The following is a 16,722-nucleotide window of genomic DNA, read 5'->3' on the forward strand; positions in this document are numbered from 1 at the left end:
GAACTCAGGCAAAGACAAGCCCTTTTGCATTTGGATGCCATTGACGGACATGATTCACCTCCGTAAAGCAGAACGTTCGTTCACTTTACGCCGCACGAATTGCTAAATCAAGGGTTCCGGAGCAAGAGACATAATCAGGTAGGTTTTTATAATCAGGCTGAAACGCATGCGCAGAATTAGCCATAGAAAATAGTAGTCCAATTATAAGTAAACATTTCTTTAATAGCATATTTAATACCCTATTCATTAATGTGTAAGTCAATCGAGTTACACATAATAATAAAAGCTACACCATTTGGTAAATATGCTATTTTGTAACATGTGTAACCAAGCTGAAGTTAATAAATTCAAATACACAAACCGCTCGTTTATTATTTGAATGTGGTACTGTATTGCAAATTAAAATTTATTTACACATATTGCATACAGGGTATTTAAGTTATTTACTTCAACGCTTCATAGATTGTTTTATTTAAAGTATTTATGACTAAACCACTATCCCCAATTGTGATTGAATTATCTACGCCTTACCTGGCTGGGGATGAGCCCCTACGTTACCAATCCCTGTGGTTGTTAGTGCGCATGGTTTACGCTCAGCAAATCGAAAAACGTCTCTTAACTGCCGCCATCATCCGCGCTAATTTTCCACAGGCACAAGCTATTCGGATGTTAATTTCACGCGCATTTGCAGAATATTCACGCCTACACATCACCGTAGGCTGGGGGCATGATCAACAGCTAAATGTCGCGATGTTAAATCCGGCACAACGCAGCCGAGGGCCGTTTTGGCTAACGCAGAACAGCTTAGAATGCCTAAAATTTACCCAGCAAGGCGTAAGCCTAACCCCCTGCGACCTGGCAACCTTTTTAGGATTACCAACCCCTGCACTACCCAGAATGGGCATATCAGGTGAGCGCAAGGGTGTGGATTATGTCATGCAGGATATGAGTTTTTGGAAGCACCTCACTCAAGGAATGCGTGAAGGTCACGATGGCTTTGTCCGTCCAGCCGCTTTACGCATGAGTGATCCATTTTTGCTTGCTCAAGAGTGCGCCCACGATGATTTTCAGCAGGCGCTCGCCCTGATGAAAGCCAGTCTGGCATGGCGTCGCAGCGATTTATTGCCTGAGAGCAAACAAGCCTTAAAGCGCTTTGAACATATTATTGCGGTGGGACAATTAGCAAGTGCTCAGCCCACATTTGCGGCAATGGCACAAATCGTACACGCATGGGATCGCTATACTCATAGCGATATTGAAGCAGCACGCATGCTACTGCTTCAGCTAGAAGCCTCAACCACACTTGGCCCTGTGGTGCGCTACAACCCTCGCGTACGCTTTGAATACCTTAATTTAAGTGCCTTATTGTACAAATATGACGCGATGGCCGAAGGCTGTACGCTGCGGCAAGAATCCGCCGATGCTGCATTACAAGCGCTAAGCTATGCCTTAGAAGCCGCATGTGAGGCCGATTCTATTGATGCCGTACAACACGTGGCAGCTAATATCGGCTGGTGTTTATGGCTATTTAGCCAACTCAAATTATTAAAGCTCACTCAAGCAAGCGTGCAAGTTCAGGCCATGCGCTGGCTAGGCTTATCAGAATGGATTTGTGATCGGTTTGGTGTTGGTAGTGCCTCAGCGTGGAACACCATTTTTATCCTGCGCATTGCACGCGGTAATTGCTTGCCTGAGGGTGCGGCTTCCTTAGAGGCATTTCGCCTACAACAGCCTTTATCATTAACAGCAGCGGCCACGGCATTACAACCTTTCCCAGCCCCATTTTCAGCGAGTAAAGGCTTTAGCAATTGGTTTTCTTGGGCGCAATTTACGCTAGAAGAATACGACAGTGGCCGTGTCAACTTCCCCGCTTTACAGCTAGCCAATCTCTTACTAGAAGCAGCATGGTTTTGTGTATATGAGCAGGGAGCAAGCCTCATCGCCTATCAAATCATAGAGCGATTGCGCGCCTTGCTATTTGAATTACGCCCAAGCGAGCGAGTATTTTTTCGTGATGCTTTGACGTATATTCCCCTGCCCTAATAAGTAAACGTGTGCCATATAGGGTAAGGGGTGCGCAAAAAAGTGATCAGAAGAGGGGCCTCCAGCAGCGCAACTCAATAACGGCCAGACTTTGCATCTGGCCGCTGGTTTATTTCTTCAAACAAGAGCTCATAAAGGCTTTACGCTCATCACCTTTTTTACCCGTTGCGTCTTTATTACATTGCTTCATTTTATCTTGCTGAGTCATGGGTGCTGAGGCAGGGGCCGCCTTTAAACAGCTACTCATAAATGATTTACGTGCATCGCCCTTTAAGGATTGCGTGGCTGCATCTTTATTACACGTTGCCATTTTTTCTTGCTGTGGGCCCGCATAAGCGCTGCCAACACACAGCGCCAACAAGCTAGCTACTAAACTTAATTTCAACATCGCCATCTCCCTTTAAAAAAACAAATTAAAACTGATTTCCCAGCATCAAGTAATAACGCAGTTTTTTATTATCCCCATAAGCAGCGCCTAAGTAAAAAGGCCCGAGGTAGGTGTCTGCAGCCCAAAACCCTGTTACTGAATTATGCCAACCATCTTTATCATCATTTAAGGGATTGAACGTGCGGCCAGCTTCAAATGCCGCCCCCAAATAGCTGCCCCCTACGCTCAACCCTAATAGAGTCACCGGTGAATAAATCTGCGCCTTGGCGTAAATGGTGTTTTCCCCAAGCAATTCATTTTTGCGATAACTAGATAAATTTAAAAAACCACCCAGCGACTGTGAATCTGGCAAAAATGGCGCGTCTTTATGCGAGTAATGACCGCGTACAGCAAAGTTACCTCTTACACCCCCCACAGAAAACGCATGCTGAGCATCTAAGATCACTCGGCCATAGGGCTTAAAATCACCTTGCCCTTGTAAAGCATAATAAGAAGATAGATGAAATAAATTGCCCTTTGAGGGAAAATTAAGATTATCTAATTGATCATAATACATACTCATACGAACACCGTAATCCCCCATAACATCATAGGAGCCTAGGTTTTCTCCGATTTGCTTTACTGCATCATAGTGCTGATACGCCACACCTAAACGCACCTCACCAAAGCGCGTCAAACTTGATCCTAAATCAATACCAATGCCTGATTGTGTATAACGATATTGAGCGATATTTTCGCCATTCCTCCAGATAGAAACAGGGCTAGATTTAAACTGAACAGAGGGTGCAATAAAAGCATAACCATCTAATTGCAATGGCTGATAAAACTCTGATTGAAACTCCATTGTGTCCCCAACCCTAAACGAGTTTTTCCACTCTGCCCCTAAAGAATTAATCCACGTACGGCGGTACATGCCCGTTAAGCTATATGGATTATTACCTTCAAAATCAGTCCCCATTCCCAAACCAAAGGAAAGAAAATTAGGTCCCCAATCTTTTTCTATTGGAATTAAAGTAAGACGCTGCGCACCATCGTGATCTGTAAGCTCATAATCTAACTGAGAAAAATCTCCTCGAGCGTAGACTTCAGATAAGCGCTTATGAAAAATCTCTGACTCTAATGGTATGCCAATTCGCACATCAACCGCTTCTTTCAAAACGTCTGGATTAATTTTGCGCATAGGCGTTACTTCAACCATTTGCACAGGCTGCGGTGCCATTTTTTTAGCTAATCTTTGCTGTTGCCAAGCTTTATATTCTGCCTCAGGCAAAGCATATTTACTCAACTGATATAAGCTGAGCGTTGCGGCCTCTTCTCCCTTGCTAATCAAATCTTTACCACGTTTAAAATCAGAAGAACTTAAGCCACCTAAATTAGGCGTAATCAAAATATCACGTGGAGTAAGGCTATCTAATTGCGGCTTTACATTTTGTGCCACCATTAAGCGCGTATATTGATCGGCAGTACTTAAAATACTATTAATGTCTTCTCTATTTAAAGGCTGAGCGCCCACATCCACGGCAATAATCACATCAGCACAAAGTGAGCGGGCTACATCCACCGGCACATTTCTCGCCAATCCCCCATCCACTAATAAGCGCGAACCTTGAGCAACCGCAGGAAACAAGCCTGGCACTGCCATACTTGCCCGCATGGCGGTTACAATATCCCCATCTTTTAGTACCACCATTTCACCGTTTTCAATATCAGTCGCCACCGCCCGATAGGGAATCGCTAGCGCATCAAAAGATGAAATCGTGCCGCCAAAAGTCATTTCACGTAGAAATAATTCAATTTTTTGTGTGCTAATTGCAGCAGAAGGCAGAGCCACTTCGCCAGAATCTCTAAGCCCCAACTCAATGCCCACTAAATTGAGCTTATCATCTTGTTTTTTACGAATAGCGCTTAATTGCCTAGGTAAACTAGAGCTTAATAAATCATCCCAATTGGCATCCGTTGCCCTTTTTTCCATTTCAGCCGGTGTGCGGCCTGCAGCGTAAGCACCCGCAACTAAGGAGCCAATACTGGTCCCCACGACACAATCAATAGGGATTCGTGCTTCTTCAAGTACCTTCAATATACCAATATGGGCCAAGCCACGTGCGCCGCCGCCGCCCAGCACCAAGCCAATACGAGGACGATCTGCTGCAGAGGCAAGCTGCGATAGGCCCATCACTGCTAATAAACAAATAATGCCGGATTTATTCAGAAAACTTCTAGCACGAAGCATGCACCGCATCCTATTATTGAAACATCAATTTTTTTCAAGAGTGTAACCCATTCTATGTTGCGACTTGCACATCGCGGTTTACACCGTACAGCTCCAGAAAACACGCTTGCAGCCTTTGCATTAAGCTTAACCGCAGGTTTTAAAGGAATAGAGACAGATGTTAGGCTGGCCGCCGATGGCGAGGCCATTTTATACCACGATAGAAATGCCCCAAATGGCATAGCGGTAGCAGCATTAAGTCGGAATGAATTGTCTCATTTAGCCGGCTATTTAGTCCCTACTTTAGCCGAAGCGCTCGATGCATTTCCAGATGCTTATTGGAATATTGAAATAAAAACCCCATCCGTATTACCTAGCTGCATGAGCATACTAAAAAACTATGTTGATCATCACCAGCTGCTTATCACCTCTTTTCGCCATGAAATTATAATAAGTGTAGCTAAAGAATTAAAAATTGATTGCGGCTTGCTCATTGCTCACCGCCCAGCACAAATCCACGAACTCCTCCTCTCTGCTTTACCCTACCCACGTTTACGTACCTTAGTGTGGGATTACGAAGCCCTAGACAATGAGTTAATCCAACAAAGCCATGCGCAGGGGTTTAATAACTTTGCCTATGGCGCACAAACAGAAGCCGAGCACCTTATTTGCCAAACGTTTTCCTTACAAGGCATTATTACTGACTATCCAGAATTTATTGGCTTAACGCCTCCAATCGCGCGGCAATAAGCCATATTGCTGGCGCTGGGTAAACAAAACCTACCGTTCTTATTTTTTAATGAGTTAGGTGAATAAAATGCATTTAATAACTCGTAATTGCATATTAAATTTACTGTTAATCGTTAGCCCTCATCTTTTTGCTGCTAATGATATGATTAAAATTCGCCTTTCCAATCAAGAATGGGCTCCCTATATGGGGAAAAATTTAGCTTCTTATGGTATTTTTTCTAAGTTAGTTTTAGAGGCCTTTGCCCGAGAAAATGTTCAAGTTAGCTATGAGTTCTACCCCAATAATCGCACCTTAGAAGTGGCACGCAAGGGGATTTTAGATGGTAGCTTTGGCTGGGCCATATCGGCAGAGCGGCAATTAGATCTGCTTTATACCGATCCCGTTCTTTCTGCCAATATGGTTTTCTTTGAGCGCGTAGGTGCAAAAAAAAAATGGGAAAAGCTCAGTGATTTAAAAAAGTCACGCATTGGCATTACTTTAGGCAATTTTTATTCTGAAGAATTTGCTCAACTCCAAAAACAACATGTATTAATAACGGATACCGGCACAGATGATATTACTGGCTTTCGCAAACTGCTTGCAGGTCATATTGATCTGTTTCCTATCGATGTAGAAGTAGGGCAATATTTATTGCAGCAAAATTTCCCCGCAGATAAACGTGCACAAATTACTTGGCAGAAACAAGCTTTTTGGATCGCCCCAATGCATGTGGTTATTTGGAACAAACACCCCCGTGCTGAGGAACTGATCGCCCGTTTTAATCTAGGCTTAAAAAAAATGAAGGACACTGGTGATTTTCAAAAAATTCTTGATGAAACTCGCAAGCAAATTAATCAAGAAAAATAAAGAAGAGGCTAAATTCACTCTCTTTTCTGGGGGCCTCGAAAAATCTATATTGCTAAATAAGACAGCACTTTAAAAAATAGACGCTGCGTATGTTTGATATGTAAGGAGATTTTTTTAAAGCAGAACGCAGTATTATGAGATCAGATGGGTTTTTCGAGGTTACCTTCTGTGCTTTTTGTAGATGCAAAATTGTTCTACATAACATCAGTGAAAAAAGCCGTAAAATGCAGATCTTCATGCCCTTATTAGAATCTGCCTTATGCTGCCTTCAATTCACCAACGTATTGCCAGCGAAATCGTCTGCCGCCCCGCCCAAGTTGCAGCGGCAGTTCAGCTATTAGACGACGGTGCCACCGTTCCTTTTATATCCCGCTACCGCAAGGAAGTGACCGGCGGGCTGGATGACACCCAGCTGCGTAATCTGGAAGTGCGCCTTAGCTATCTACGTGAATTAGAAGAGCGCCGTAGCGCCATCATCAGCAATATCACCGAGCAGGGCAAGCTTAGCCCAGAGCTAAATATCCAGCTGCTTAGCGCCGATAATAAACAGCGCTTAGAAGACCTCTACCTGCCATTCAAACAAAAACGCCGCAGCAAAGCACTCATCGCCAGAGAAGCGGGCCTCGCCCCGCTGGCCGAACAGCTGCTGGCTAACCCTAATCTCAATCCAGAACACGCCGCCAGCACTTTCCTGAATGCAGATATCACGGACACCAAAGCGGCGCTAGAGGGCGCGCGCGCCATTTTAATAGAAAGCTTTAGCGAAGACGCCGAGCTCATTGCTAAGCTGCGTAGCCATTTGCATAGCCAAGCCAGCAGCAAAACAACCGTGATTGAAGGCAAGCAAGAAGAAGGCGCTAAATTTACCGATTATTTTGATTACCATGAAAAAATATCAGCCATGCCATCGCACCGTATTTTGGCGATTTTGCGCGGTAGAAATGAAGGCGTTTTGCAATTATCGGTGCTGCTACCCGAGGAATTAGAGGCTGCTAGCCTGCGTAATGCGCCCCCAAATAGCTGTGAAATGCGCATTGCCGAGCGCTTTGGCGTGCAAAACCTAGGCCGTCCTGCCGACAAATGGCTGAATGACACCGTACGCCAGAGCTGGCGCACTAAAATCTTTACTAGCTTAGAGGCAGAACTACTCAGCCAGCTGCGCGAGCAGGCTGATATTGAAGCCATTAAAGTGTTTGCCAGCAATATGAAAGACCTGCTGCTGGCCGCGCCTGCTGGGCCCAAAGTCACCATCGGTCTAGACCCTGGGCTGCGTACTGGCGTAAAAGTGGCCGTGGTAGACCGCACTGGCAAGCTACTCGATATCGCAACGATTTATCCGCACGAGCCGCGCAAAGCGTGGAACGATGCGCTCGCGACCCTTGCTTCGCTAGCAAAAAAACACCGCGTAGAGCTCATCTCAATCGGCAATGGCACGGCCAGCCGTGAAACCGACAAATTAGCCATTGAGCTGATCAAGCTACTGCCTGAGCTGGCGATGCAAAAGCTGGTGGTGTCTGAAGCGGGGGCATCGGTTTACTCCGCGTCCGAGCTGGCTGCCAAAGAATTCCCAGAGCTGGATGTCAGCATCCGTGGCGCGGTATCGATTGCCCGGCGCTTGCAAGACCCGCTGGCAGAGCTGGTAAAAATCGACCCCAAGGCCATAGGCGTAGGCCAGTATCAACACGATGTAAACCAAAATGAGCTGGCTAGAATGCTCGATACCGTGATTGAAGATTGCGTAAATGCGGTGGGGGTGGATGTAAACTCGGCGTCGGTGCCGCTGCTAAGCCGCGTCTCTGGGCTAACGGCCACTATGGCGGCCAATATTGTGAGCTATCGCGATCAACACGGCGCTTTTGCAGAACGTAAAGCACTGCTAAAAGTACCGCGTATTGGCGATAAAAGCTTTGAGCTGGCGGCAGGATTTTTACGCGTGATGGCGGGCAGTAATCCACTAGATGCTTCAGCGGTTCACCCAGAAGCCTATCCGTTGGTAGAAAAAATCATCGCTAAGGTTGGCAAGAATATCGGCCAAATTATTGGCGACAGCACGCTGCTCAAAAGCCTAAACCCCAGCGAGCTGGCCGATGCGCAATTTGGCGTGCCCACCATTAAAGATATTCTGAGCGAGCTGGAAAAACCCGGCCGCGATCCACGCCCAGAGTTTAAAACGGCCAGCTTTGCCGAAGGCGTAGAAAAAATTTCTGACCTGAAACTGGAAATGGTGCTGGAAGGCGTAGTGACCAATGTGACCAACTTTGGGGCATTCATTGATATTGGTGTGCATCAAGATGGCCTTGTACATATCTCGGCACTGGCCAACCGCTTTATTAAAGACCCGCGTGAAGTGGTTAAAACCGGCGATGTGGTTAAAGTGAAAGTGCTTGAAATCGACGTGCCCCGCAAACGCATTGCACTGACCATGCGCCTGAGTGATAGCGTAGCGCCAAGCGCGGATATGGCCAAGCAAAGCATGACACCAAAAGACAGGAAAATAGTGGAGCGCCAGCCAGAAGCCCAAGGCGCAATGGCTGCAGCATTGGCGGCTTTAAAAACGAAGCGGTAAAAGGATGAAATATAACTTGGGCTAGGGTCTGTTGACGTTTCATTCGCAATTGCGCTGAGCCGAGAAACGTCAACAACCCCTAGGCTTATCAAGCCCAAGTTATCTCTTTATCAGCGCCTTCAAAATCAATTTAACCCAGGCTAAGCGCTGGTTGCCAAGCCTGCCGCAGACTCGGCCTCCCCAATGGAGGCAATAGCCTGATACTTTGCCAGCGCATTTTCAACCCGCTGCGCTTGCCGAGGATGAAAAGGCGTCTCCTGCCTAGTGTTTGCTTGCTGAGCTGCATAGATAGCGGGAGCCATCCAAATTTGTGACTGCAATAATTGATTTTCTACCGATTTGCTACTGGCGATATTTCTTGCTTGCTCATCTGAGGGAGCGGGAGCACTTGCTATTTGATTAGCACGATTGCTAACTTGCTGTGCCTTAATCTCGGCCTCGGCGCGCGCAGCCAACCCTTGCAAGCGAAACTGCTGCTTTTGGTTCGCAACATCAAGTTGATTGCGCGGGCTCCTAGCCGGAGCTGAGATTTGCATTTGGGCATCCATAGCCCCTATCATCTGCGATTTTTCTTAGATCCGGCCAGTGAGCATTACCCAGAGTTAAAGGTAATATTCTTTATATTACAAGAGGATACGTGCCAAAGCGAAGCCAGAACCCACTGAAACCACGGAGCAGACTAGCCCTGGCAGCATAAAGCTATGATTCAGTAAATATTTGCCAATTCGGGTTGTGCCGGTGCGATCAAAGTTAATTGCCGCAATCACGGTTGGATAATTAGGGATAAAAAAGTAACCATTAACGCTAGGAAACATAGCAATAAGAGCGGGGGCAGGTATGCCTAAGGCGATCCCCAAAGGTAGCAAAGCGCGAATCGTTGCAGCTTGCGAATAAAGCATGATGGACATACCAAACAAGGCAATCGAGAACAACCAAGGTTGTGCCATCACAATCTCTTTTACTGATCCAGAAAACAGCGCCATATTGGCGTGAATAAACGTATCCCCCATCCATGCCACACCAAAAATCCCAATCACAGCAGCAGAGCCCGCGCGGAATACCGATCCCTTCACCACCTCATCTGGCTTTACTTTGCAAAACAATAAAATCAGCGCAGAAGCAGACAGCATCACAATTTCAATCGCTTGAGACATCTCGAGCTGCACGCTTTTACCCGCCACATCCCAGCTAGGGCGCAAGGCTGGAAAAGTACCTAGCATCACCACCGAAATCACCGCAAGCAGAAAAACCCATACCGAACGGCTAGCCTCTTTAGGCAGCAGTAGTTGTTCTGCCTTTTGCAGCGCTTGAATTTCACCCCGCTCTAATTTTTCGCGGTAAACCGGATCAAGCTGTAATTCACAGCCTTGCCGGCTTGCGGCAAACGCCCCAGCCAAGGTTCCCAATAGCGTGGCTGGAATAGCAATCTGTAAAATATCACCCAAATGAATCCCAGCAGGGGAAAGCAAAGAAAGCAATGCCACCGTTGCTGCAGAAATAGGGCTTGCCGTAATGGCGGCTTGTGATGCAATCACCGCAATAGATAAAGGCCGCTCAGGCCGTACCCCCGATTCATGCGCAACTTCGGCAATCACGGGCAATACGGCGTAGGCAACGTGGCCAGTGCCTGCAAAAAGAGTAAAGCAATAAGTCACCAAGGGCGCATACAAGGTGATGCGCTTGGGATCTTTGCGCAGCAGTTTTTCAGCAATGCGCACCAAAAAATCCATCCCACCTGCCGCCTGCAAACACCCAGCCGTGGTGATAACGGCAAGAATCATGAGCATGACATCAATGGGAGCGGTGGTCGGCTGTAAACCAAAGATAAATACCAAGATTGCCAAGCCTAAACCTCCCATCACCCCAAGGCCGACTCCAGAGAGCCTTGCCCCAAGCAAGATGGCAGCAATAACTACCAAAAACTGTAAAGCAATCACAATCAATATCCTTATAAAATGCCAATGGGCATACTGCCATGCCCATGATGAAACTCTAATGAGGTAACGCAAACCTATTCCAAATTTAAAGATAGTGACCACAGGTCTGTGTTATGGCGTGCGATGATTGAAGCTATTCGCGCAGCAGAGTATGGTTAAGTAGGAACTTCTGGGAGAACACGTCATGGCTATCGGTATATCAACTAACCTGCCCTCGCTGAATGCGCAAAATAGCTTAAGTGGTACACAAAAAGCGCTCGGCAATACGCTTAGTGAGCTTTCCTCTGCACAGCGCAGCACAACAACAGACCCTGCTAGCACCATCCTGATCGAGCAGTTTGCGGCGCAAATTGCCGGCAGCAATCAGGCTATATCTAACCTTAATGATGGCATTTCACTCACCCAAGTTGCCGATGGTGCACTTGAAAGCCTGCAAGACAATACCCAGCGTATCCGTGAACTATCCGTTGCGGCGGGCAACGACACGCTCAGTAGCCAAGATCGATCCGCCATTCAAGAAGAAGCCAATCAACTGGCTTTATCTAATAGCGATATCGTACAAAACAGTAATTTTAATGGCCAATCTTTGCTGCAAGGCCAGGGGAATTTGAATTTTCAGGCAGGTGCCAATGCGGGTGATCAGCTCTCTATTTCAAGGCCTGACCTGACTCAACTTAATAGCAGCTCAGGGCAAATCAATTTATCCAGTGCCGCATCTGCTGGGCAGGCGTTATCTAAGCTGGATAGCGATTTAGCCTCGGTTTCTAGTGCCAGATCCGATTATGGCGCAGTCAGTAATCGGCTCACAGCAAGCGCCGCCAATTTGCAAAACCGCGCAGAAAACCTTTCCGCAGCAAAAAGCCGGATTGCAGACACAGATTACGCAGCCAGCACTGCAAACCTAGCGCAGCAACAAATCCGCACACAAGCCAATACAGCCGTGCAGGCGCAAGCAAACGCAGCCCCACAACAAGTATTGTCTTTGCTTAAATCCGCCTAGGTTTAATTTGCAACGGTGCTGATCCATAAACCTTATCTAGGTAAAGCCTAGATAAGCGCCAGTTCATCTTGCACCACACAATTGCGGCCCGATGTTTTGGCAATATAAAGCTGAATATCTGCGCGCTGATACAGATGGCTTGGGTCTGTACCATTAGAAACTGCAACACCAACACTCACCGTCACAAATTCAGAGATCGTTGAGGCTTGATGTGGCATTGCTAATGCTTGCACCGTTTGCCTGATGCGCTCCGCCACCACATACGCGCCTGCTAAGGTTGTTTCTGGTAACAAACAGGCAAACTCTTCACCACCGATGCGGGCAGTTAAATCAGCGGGGCGGCGTAGCTCGGTAGTAATCACACCAGCAATACGTCTTAGGCACTCATCCCCTGCGGGGTGTCCATAGCTATCGTTGTATCGCTTAAAAAAATCCACATCGATTAAAACCAAGGAAAGTTGCCCACCCTGCCTTTGTAATCGCTGTGCCTCTTGTTTTAAAGCCTCATCAAAATGACGACGATTGGCTAGCCCAGTTAAAGCATCGGTAATTGCAAGACGATGCAAAAGCTCTCGGGTGCGCTTCATTTCAAGCTGATTGCGAATACGCGCCTTAATACTCAATGCTCGGCAAGGCTTCACAATATAATCAGCACCGCCTACGGCAAAGCCTTTTTCTTCTTGCTCAGGATCGCCCAAAGATGTCACAAAGATTACAGGAATATTGGCACAAAGAGGATCATCTTTGATTCTTTCACAAATGGCATAGCCATTCATATCCGGCAGCATCACATCTAATAAAATGAGATCCGGCTTAGGCAACTCTTTCAGTGCAATTAATGCATCATGGCCGCTTACGGCAAATCTCAGCTCATATTGATCATCCAGCATGGCTGCCAACATTTCAATATTACTAGGCTCATCATCGACAATAAGAACAATAGGCTGGTGAATCAAGACAAGCTCCAATACATTAAACGGCTTCAAACTTGGTCATAAACTTTAAGAGCCCGATGCTCCACGCTCATTAACTTAAATAACTTATCCAAAATTACTTTTTATATCAAAGGATTGCAATGCATTCCTTGCCGCTTGAAAATCTAACTGATCCAAAGCTTGTGCCATCACCAGCGCCTTACTTTTATTAAGCTTACGCAAGCTCGTTTGTAGCTCTAAAAAGCACTTACGCGCACGCAAACTTCTTACCCTAAGCAGCTCGTCTAGCTCACTCACTCTTACCAAGGTAAGCTCTTCGCCGCCACTTGGCACTTCAACAAGCAACTCATCCGAGCCCTTCTCTCCTAGCCAAGCATCAATACTTGCCACCACCACGCCCAGTGCGGTGTTTAACTCAGTCAGCAAGGCATCTACCTCGGTATGCCCAAGGTGCAGCTGATCTTCTAATTTTTGAGCTAAATGATAGACAGGTAAAGCTTCTAATGTACCAGCCACGCCTTTAAGAGAATGAGCCAAACGCTCCGCCTCAAACAGCTCCCCTTTCGTGAGCAATAGCAGTAGCCGTGGGGCTGTATCGGCGTATTGATCACGCAGCCTAGGTAACATGCGTTTTAATAATGCCAAACTACCTAAACGCTCTAAGGCCTTATCTAAACCAAGCCCTGCCAGCTCGGGCAGGGCCTCTGCTACATTATCAGTAGCGAATAACAAGTTTGTGTCGCTCACATTACTTCCTATCCAACGTAACAAGACTTTCAACAAATGCTGAGGATTGATGGGTTTTGCCAGATGGTCATTCATTCCTACTTCTAAGCAACGACGGCGTTCTGCATCCATGGCATGTGCAGTTAAGGCAATAATGGGTAAATCTACTGGGGATAATTTCATCCGAATAATGCGCGTTGCCTCCATACCATCCATTTCAGGCATTTGCACATCCATTAAAATCACATCGTATTTTTTTTGCTGCTGCAAAATAAGATCAACCACCTCACGCCCATTCTCAACGGAATCCACTACCGCGCCTAAGGAGCTTAATAGAGCCGTACTCATTTCACTTAATAATGGAGTATCTTCTGCTAATAAAATACGCATCCCCAGTAATGGCTCAGATTTAGGGGAAAGTATCATTTTTGAAATGGCAGCGTTGTTTAATTCCAAACTAGATTCTATTGTCGCATATAGTGAATGCGCAATAATAGGTTTACTTAAAGAATAAACAGGAGAATGCGGACCCCAACGGTTCATTATTTCATCATGACTTAATACAGAGGTCAGAAAAACCGTCGCCATTTTTGCACGGATATCCCATATTTTTTGCACCGCCTCTATATTCGTATTTTCTAATACATAAGCATCAATAATGAGCACATCATAAGGCTGCTGCACCCTTTCTAGCTCCTGCACTACTTCAACAGCAGTGCAAACACTTTTAACTTGCACGCCCATTTTATCTAAATACAAACACAACTGAATTCGTGTTGCCGTATGTGCTTCGGCCAGTAAAACTCGGCGCCCTAAATATTGAGGGATGAGCATTGCAGCTTGATTACTTTGTTTTAAACAAAGTGAAAATTTAAAACTAGATCCTCTTCCAAGCGTGCTATCAACACTAATCCCCCCACCCATAATATGCGCCAACTGCTGGCTAATCGCCAATCCTAGGCCCGAGCCACCAAAGCGCCGAGTGGTGGATGAATCTGCCTGAGTAAAAGGCTGAAACAAACGGTTTAATACCTCAGGACTAATTCCAATTCCTGAGTCATGGATACTAAAATTAAACTCAAATTCTTGATTGCCTTTATTACAACAAGACACCGCTAATTCAACCTCGCCCGACTCGGTGAATTTAATCGCATTATTAATTAAATTAAGTAATATCTGCCCTAAGCGCAAAGAATCACCAATCAGCCACTGAGGTGCATTCACATCCACACTATAAACCAGTGCCAATTTCTTTTTTTCTGCCTGAATAACACCAACACCCGCTAGATTTTCTAGTAAGAGAAACAAATCAAATGGTGACTCTTCTAACTCTAATTTACCCGCTTCTATTTTTGAAATATCCAAAATATCATTAATCACCCCAAGCAATAAATTAGCCGATGATTGCACCTTTGCCAAGTAATCTCGTTGCCTATTGGCGAGAGGCGTATCAAAGAGCAAATGGGTATAACCCAGAATTGCAGTTAAAGGCGTTCTTATTTCATGACTCATATTGGCTAAAAAATCGCCTTTAACTTGCAAAGCGGCTTCTGCCTGATCCCTCGACACAACTAATTCTGCTGATTGAGCCCTTAATAAAACACTGGCATTTCTAAATACCAATAAGCTTTGTGCCATAACAGAAATTTCGTCTCGACCACTGGTATTAATTTCCACATCCAAATGCCCATCGGCAATATTCTGCATATTGCTAGATAAATTGACTAATCTGGAGCTAATCCTCCTTCTGATATAAATAGAACCAATTCCAAGTGATATCAGCAAACTAAAAAATGTAAGCCCAGCCAAAAGCCATGTACTTTTAGTTAATCGCTGTGATAGCGTTGACATTTCTCCATTTAGCTCATGTTTTAGTGCATATTCAGTTGATTGTGCTTGATTAACGAGTAATTGAGTAGCCATCTGATTTTTTATAATAAGCTGCTGTAATTCATTATCTAACTTAATTTTTTTAAAGCTAACAGAAAATACACCATCTTCTGCCTCGGCTAAAAGAATCAGACTATATAGCTCACGATGTAAATTTTTCAATTCATCGCTATGTTTAATTTCAAGCAATGTTTTTTTAGCCTTAGCCGTAGCCTGCTCAAACATTTTTTTTATTTCTTCTAAGCGAATTAAACTTTGGGCATTGGCAGCTTGGGCAATTAAACTAGCTAGCAACACCACATCCCCCCGAAAATGCTGCACAGCACTTAAAGATGCCACCTGCTCAGCGACTAAAACCACCACGGCATTGGTGGAATCAAGCGTGATTTGATCACTGCGTGAAATCATTTTTAGAGTGGTTTGACTAATTAAGGGCACTAAAACCGCATCAAATATCGCCACCGATCGTGCAACCTCCCGTCTTACATCAAGCAAAGGGCGATGCAAACTTGCCGCTAAGTTTTTTCCAGCCTCTTGGGCTAAGGGATCAGCGTGCAGTAAATTGGCTTGCATGCCCGCAAGTAAGCTCATACCCCGTTTTGCCAAGCCCGTTTCACCTTGCTCACTAACCACCGCGGCCAAACGAAAGGCCTCAGCCCGCGCCTGTTGTAAGGCATGCAATTCTGAAAATTCGGTATCAATCAAAGAATGGACGGAGGCACCTGCAGCAATCGATGCTCGCCTAGTTGCCGAGAGCAAATCTGCATTTTTAGCCAGCAAAATAGGATCAATCGCCTGCAAAAATCGCTGCTGAGCGTCACCCGTGTTTTGCAAAATAATATTTTTTCGCTCGCTCAACAGCAATTGCTGAATCACCAACTCATCCGTTGGAAGTACATTTTTTGATAATTCAAGTACTAAGGTAGTTAGCGTTTCAGCATCTTTTGTGCGGCTCAAGGCCAAAGCATCAATTTGCTTAGGTAGATCTGATAGCGCTAGCTGAACGCGGGATAAGGCGCTGTCTCGGGCTGGCAAATTTTGGGCATTCGCAAGGCTAGCTAGCGCGGATGAAAACTCCAAGCTACTGGCCTCTAAACGGGCGGAAGCAATCGCTGCAGGGAAACTTTGCTTAGAAACCACCGAGTACGTGCTGTCTACAGAATGAAACGCCCATAAAGCAGCGCCCGATGCAAATAACGTCGTTGCAGCAACCACACCAAAGGCTAAGCGAAGGCGCAGCGCAATCGACTGCCTGAATAATCGTTGTTGTGTGGGCATTACCCCCATCTCCAGCAAAACAGCCTAGGTTTCATTTCACTTTCTTGAATATTAATCTACCGAATAGAAACATTCTTTAAAATTTCCAATACCTTACATTCAAATGAGATATATGATTTTAAAATCATCTTTACATGCGCTATGACGTCAATT

Annotated in this window: 11 protein-coding genes; 5 read left to right on the forward strand and 6 right to left on the reverse strand. The window is 45.6% G+C overall.

Annotated elements, in window-relative coordinates:
- Positions 1 to 483: 483 nt before the first annotated feature.
- Entirely contained in the window at positions 484 to 2,043 is a 1,560-nt protein-coding gene (locus Q0R17_RS04495) for a hypothetical protein (RefSeq protein ID WP_293932511.1), read from the forward strand.
- Positions 2,044 to 2,152: 109 nt separating this feature from the next.
- On the opposite strand, the gene Q0R17_RS04500 is transcribed toward Q0R17_RS04495, so the two are convergent.
- Complete coding sequence (locus Q0R17_RS04500) at positions 2,153 to 2,431, reverse strand: PsiF family protein (protein WP_293932513.1); 279 nt, start codon at positions 2,429 to 2,431, stop codon at positions 2,153 to 2,155.
- Positions 2,432 to 2,456: 25 nt separating this feature from the next.
- A complete protein-coding gene (locus Q0R17_RS04505; protein ID WP_293932515.1) occupies positions 2,457 to 4,661 on the reverse strand; it encodes a patatin-like phospholipase family protein in 2,205 nt (734 codons plus the stop codon).
- Positions 4,662 to 4,715: 54 nt separating this feature from the next.
- Between Q0R17_RS04505 and Q0R17_RS04510 the strand changes: the two genes are divergently transcribed.
- From Q0R17_RS04510 to Q0R17_RS04520, 3 genes are all read left to right on the forward strand, one after another.
- Positions 4,716 to 5,390 carry a glycerophosphodiester phosphodiesterase gene (locus Q0R17_RS04510; RefSeq protein WP_293932517.1) on the forward strand — a complete coding sequence of 225 codons (675 nt, stop codon included), beginning with the start codon at positions 4,716 to 4,718 and terminating at the stop codon, positions 5,388 to 5,390.
- A 142-nt stretch (positions 5,391 to 5,532) separates the two neighbouring features.
- The gene (locus Q0R17_RS04515) at positions 5,533 to 6,237 is read left to right on the forward strand and encodes an ABC transporter substrate-binding protein (protein WP_293932518.1); all 705 of its coding nucleotides are present in this window, start codon (positions 5,533 to 5,535) and stop codon (positions 6,235 to 6,237) included.
- Between the two features lie 259 nt (positions 6,238 to 6,496).
- Positions 6,497 to 8,803 (forward strand): Tex family protein, encoded by a 2,307-nt coding sequence (locus tag Q0R17_RS04520; RefSeq protein WP_293932520.1) that lies wholly within the window; start codon positions 6,497 to 6,499, stop codon positions 8,801 to 8,803.
- Between the two features lie 140 nt (positions 8,804 to 8,943).
- On the opposite strand, the gene Q0R17_RS04525 is transcribed toward Q0R17_RS04520, so the two are convergent.
- Together Q0R17_RS04525 and Q0R17_RS04530 are read right to left on the reverse strand one after the other, a co-directional pair.
- Positions 8,944 to 9,339 (reverse strand): hypothetical protein, encoded by a 396-nt coding sequence (locus Q0R17_RS04525; RefSeq protein WP_293932522.1) that lies wholly within the window; start codon positions 9,337 to 9,339, stop codon positions 8,944 to 8,946.
- Positions 9,340 to 9,426: 87 nt separating this feature from the next.
- On the reverse strand, positions 9,427 to 10,740 hold the full coding sequence (locus Q0R17_RS04530; protein WP_293932524.1) for an anaerobic C4-dicarboxylate transporter family protein: 1,314 nt from the start codon (positions 10,738 to 10,740) through the stop codon (positions 9,427 to 9,429).
- A gap of 184 nt (positions 10,741 to 10,924) precedes the next feature.
- Between Q0R17_RS04530 and Q0R17_RS04535 the strand changes: the two genes are divergently transcribed.
- Entirely contained in the window at positions 10,925 to 11,740 is an 816-nt protein-coding gene (locus Q0R17_RS04535; RefSeq protein WP_293932526.1) for a flagellin, read from the forward strand.
- Between the two features lie 47 nt (positions 11,741 to 11,787).
- Here Q0R17_RS04535 and Q0R17_RS04540 read toward each other — a convergent pair whose 3' ends face one another.
- The gene (locus Q0R17_RS04540; RefSeq protein ID WP_293932528.1) at positions 11,788 to 12,696 is read right to left on the reverse strand and encodes a diguanylate cyclase domain-containing protein; all 909 of its coding nucleotides are present in this window, start codon (positions 12,694 to 12,696) and stop codon (positions 11,788 to 11,790) included.
- Positions 12,697 to 12,780: 84 nt separating this feature from the next.
- Complete coding sequence (locus tag Q0R17_RS04545) at positions 12,781 to 16,569, reverse strand: response regulator (protein WP_293932530.1); 3,789 nt, start codon at positions 16,567 to 16,569, stop codon at positions 12,781 to 12,783.
- Between the last annotated feature and the right edge of the window lie 153 nt (positions 16,570 to 16,722).

It is taken from the genome of Iodobacter sp., assembly GCF_025352645.1.
Taxonomy (GTDB): domain Bacteria; phylum Pseudomonadota; class Gammaproteobacteria; order Burkholderiales; family Chitinibacteraceae; genus Iodobacter.

What these genes read in the sequence shown, in the direction of transcription:
- Q0R17_RS04495 (WP_293932511.1), top strand. Translation starts at nt 484, where the DNA reads ATGACTAAACCACTATCCCCAATTGTGATTGAATTATCTACGCCTTAC.
- Q0R17_RS04500 (WP_293932513.1), bottom strand. Translation starts at nt 2,431, where the DNA reads ATGTTGAAATTAAGTTTAGTAGCTAGCTTGTTGGCGCTGTGTGTTGGC.
- Q0R17_RS04505 (WP_293932515.1), bottom strand. Translation starts at nt 4,661, where the DNA reads ATGCTTCGTGCTAGAAGTTTTCTGAATAAATCCGGCATTATTTGTTTA.
- Q0R17_RS04510 (WP_293932517.1), top strand. Translation starts at nt 4,716, where the DNA reads ATGTTGCGACTTGCACATCGCGGTTTACACCGTACAGCTCCAGAAAAC.
- Q0R17_RS04515 (WP_293932518.1), top strand. Translation starts at nt 5,533, where the DNA reads ATGATTAAAATTCGCCTTTCCAATCAAGAATGGGCTCCCTATATGGGG.
- Q0R17_RS04520 (WP_293932520.1), top strand. Translation starts at nt 6,497, where the DNA reads ATGCTGCCTTCAATTCACCAACGTATTGCCAGCGAAATCGTCTGCCGC.
- Q0R17_RS04525 (WP_293932522.1), bottom strand. Translation starts at nt 9,339, where the DNA reads ATGCAAATCTCAGCTCCGGCTAGGAGCCCGCGCAATCAACTTGATGTT.
- Q0R17_RS04535 (WP_293932526.1), top strand. Translation starts at nt 10,925, where the DNA reads ATGGCTATCGGTATATCAACTAACCTGCCCTCGCTGAATGCGCAAAAT.
- Q0R17_RS04545 (WP_293932530.1), bottom strand. Translation starts at nt 16,569, where the DNA reads ATGCCCACACAACAACGATTATTCAGGCAGTCGATTGCGCTGCGCCTT.